Source organism: Leptolyngbya sp. FACHB-36 (assembly GCF_014695955.1).
Lineage (GTDB): Bacteria > Cyanobacteriota > Cyanobacteriia > Leptolyngbyales > Leptolyngbyaceae > FACHB-36.
The window spans coordinates 1-2,866 of the sequence record NZ_JACJPG010000363.1 but is presented as its reverse complement, the minus strand read 5'-3'; the positions used below and the strand labels follow the sequence as shown (position 1 = coordinate 2,866).

General features: G+C 57.6%; 1 protein-coding gene and 1 pseudogene. Both read right to left on the bottom strand.

The features are described from left to right. Positions 1–1,496, bottom strand: a pseudogene (locus H6F43_RS10235) (hypothetical protein); the annotation flags it as partial. A 300-nt stretch (positions 1,497–1,796) separates the two neighbouring features. Further along, a complete protein-coding gene (gene crtB, locus H6F43_RS10230) occupies positions 1,797–2,735 on the bottom strand; it encodes a 15-cis-phytoene synthase CrtB (protein WP_190342679.1) in 939 nt (312 codons plus the stop codon). Positions 2,736–2,866: the final 131 nt, after the last annotated feature.

Here is a 2,866-nt window from a genome sequence, read left to right as displayed (position 1 = left end):
GACCCCAGCAGCGTATACCAGGCAACCCCAGACGCCACATTAAACAGCAGATACAGCCCGCCCTGAAGCATCCCAACTGCGGTCCCAAGTAGCGACAGTTCCTCGCGCGATCGCAGCCGTCCCGCCATGGCTCCACAGAGCAAACCACCTGCCGCACTCGACAGCAGGTGGCTCCAGTCCAGCATCATGCCGATCGGCAGCAGCACGGTCAGCAGTCCCGTCACGGTGATCCCCAGCGGTGCGCCGTACACCGTGCTAATCAACAGCCCCACCGCAGGCAAGTTGGTGGATGGCACACGCAGCGCAATCAGAACAGGCGTTGTCAAGGTGAGCAAACAAATAAGCAAGCGATCGCGCTGCCGCAGTTTGGTATGAAATCGACGCTCGACCAGCCAGTACACGCCGATCGAGCCGCTTACCAGCACGCCAAAGCCGATCAAGCTAGACCAATCGGTCCCGCGCCGACTCAGCTTGAAGTGATCCAGCAGCGCAAACTCTTCGGAGGTGATCGTTGCTCCCAGACGCACAATGATGTCGCCCTGCTGAATCGTGACCATCTCAGGTTGGATTCCCTGCGCGGCTTGCTCCGCTCGCAGCCGAGTTTGCTCATCGTCCCGCATCAGGTTCGGTTGCAGCGAGGTCAGCAGTAGTTGGGTCGCCAGTGGTTCTGCGGGTTTGGGAACCCAACTGCGTATCTGTATCTGCACCGCGTTCTGCAACAGCGACTCCGGCAGCCCAACCGGAATCCCCTGCGCCAAGATGCGTTCAGCCGCTTCCAGAACCTTGGTTTGCGTTTGCTGCCAGTCGGCATCGGTTAGCTCAAACAGCGAGGCATTGTAAACGGATTTAGCATCGGGCGTTTCCGGCTGCGGCAGCGAGCCGATCGCCGTCAAATACTTAAAGCGAGCTTGAGCGATCGTCTGAACTAAATTGAATGCGGCAGCAATATCCGACGTTTGCCGATACGCTTGAAGCTCCGCAGTCACTTGCGGATCGATCGCCCCCGGAGTGGGCTTCGGACGGGCAGATCTCGTGGACGGAACAGCCGTCAGGAGGCTTTGCGCCGTTAGCCAGTCGTTTTCGCTTAGCTTCCGCAAGTAAGACTGCGTCCGCAGCGACAGTACGGAGGTCGGCACGATCGGAAACGACCCCGCAAGCTGTCGCAGATTAGTGCCCTGCTCTAGCTGCTGTCGCAGAGTTTGATAAATCTGCTGATTCGCCGCCTGATCCAGCATCAGCACCGAAATGGAATCCTTGCGGGCGGCTTTGCGCTTCTCCTCGGTGGCTCTAGCATCTTCGACCGTGGCGCTAGCAGGCGCGTAAATGGTTTGGGTCGCCGCTTTTCCAACATCCAATCGCGGCGCATTGTAGAACCGATGCCCCAGAGCGCTCGTCAACGCCAGCACCGCAAACGCCAGCAGCAGCGGAGAGCGGAACCCAGCACAACGCGGCGAATTAGACGGAAACTGTTTTTTGAAGTGCCGAAGCCGTTGCATAGACTACCCTTGCTACCCGCGCTTCAGGTGGACGCAAACAGAGCGATTCAACGGGGGCAAGTATCCACTCATTATAGGAGGCAGGGTTAATTCGCCAACCGAGGGGCGATCGCACCTAGGCAGCCAGTGAGCCTGACTAATGAGTAATCAGGGACGATCGCCAAGCCATAAGCCAGACTAGTACTGGATTAGCCCACAGATCCCTTAGCCATTGGTAGTTGGGATGCTCTGTTCAATCATGTTTGCTGAACTGTCAGGGTAAGTAGGAAGCTGAAGGGCTTGAAGATACGATATTGAGACTTAGAGGACAGCCGCGCGGAGACGGGCGATCGGCAAACAGGTTAGCTTGCGGGGACCCGGAACATACGCTCGCTTGCGGAACACATCGTAATCATTACGCTCAATTTCGTTCAGAATGCCGCTGTAAAGCATCAACGCCGCCCAGACGGGAAAGCGGGCATCACGGCTGAGGGTATTGATGCCGCGTTCTGCCTCCGCAAAGAATTTGCGGGCGCGCTGGATCTGAAAGCGCATCAGTTCGCGCCAGCGATCGTCCACAACACCGTTGACGAGATCGGCTTCGGTGTAGTTGAACAACGCCAGCTCATCCAGCGGAATATAAATGCGACCGCGACGGGCATCTTCGCCCACGTCCCGTAGGATATTGGTGAGCTGGTTGGCAATGCCCAACGCGATCGCTTGCTCGGTGGGGTCAGCCTTGGCGGGTGAGTACAAATCCCACGGTGCCGTTCGGGACGTCGTATCAACACCCATCACGGGCGTTGTCATTAGCCCAACCGTACCTGCAACCCGGTAGCAGTAGAGGTTTAGCTCCTCGAAGGTTTGGTAGCGCGATCGGTACAGATCCATCCGCTGACCTGCAATCATGTCGCGGAACGGCTGAATTTCTACCGGAAAGCGCTGTAGGGTATCGACCAGGGCAACATCGGGGTCCTCGATCGGATCTCCGGCAAAAATGGACTCTAGCTGATGTTCCCACTGATCCAGCGTGGTGTCGGTTGTCAAGGCAGCGCGAGGACCATCCACTAGCTCATCGGTGCGGCGGCACCAAACGTAGATTGCCCAAATTGCCCGCCGCTTTGCCTCCGGCATGAGCAGCGTCCCCAGATAAAACGTTTTGGAGTACTTTGCGGTCGTCTGACGACACAGCTCGTAGGCGTCCTCCAGGGAAGCCAGAGTTCTCCTACAGGATTGAGATTGGTCAGGCAATTGCAGCATTTCCTTGAGAACAGACGAAGATCATAGGCTGACAGGTCAACGCTGGGGGTCCATGACACACACGCTCGTCAACCCGCTCAGGCGTTTAGGCTGGGGAGGGCTGGTTGGCGCTGGTCGCTAGAATCGATCGA

Coding starts and splice junctions, on each gene's coding strand:
- crtB (WP_190342679.1), bottom strand. CDS start 2,735: ATGCTGCAATTGCCTGACCAATCTCAATCCTGTAGGAGAACTCTGGCT.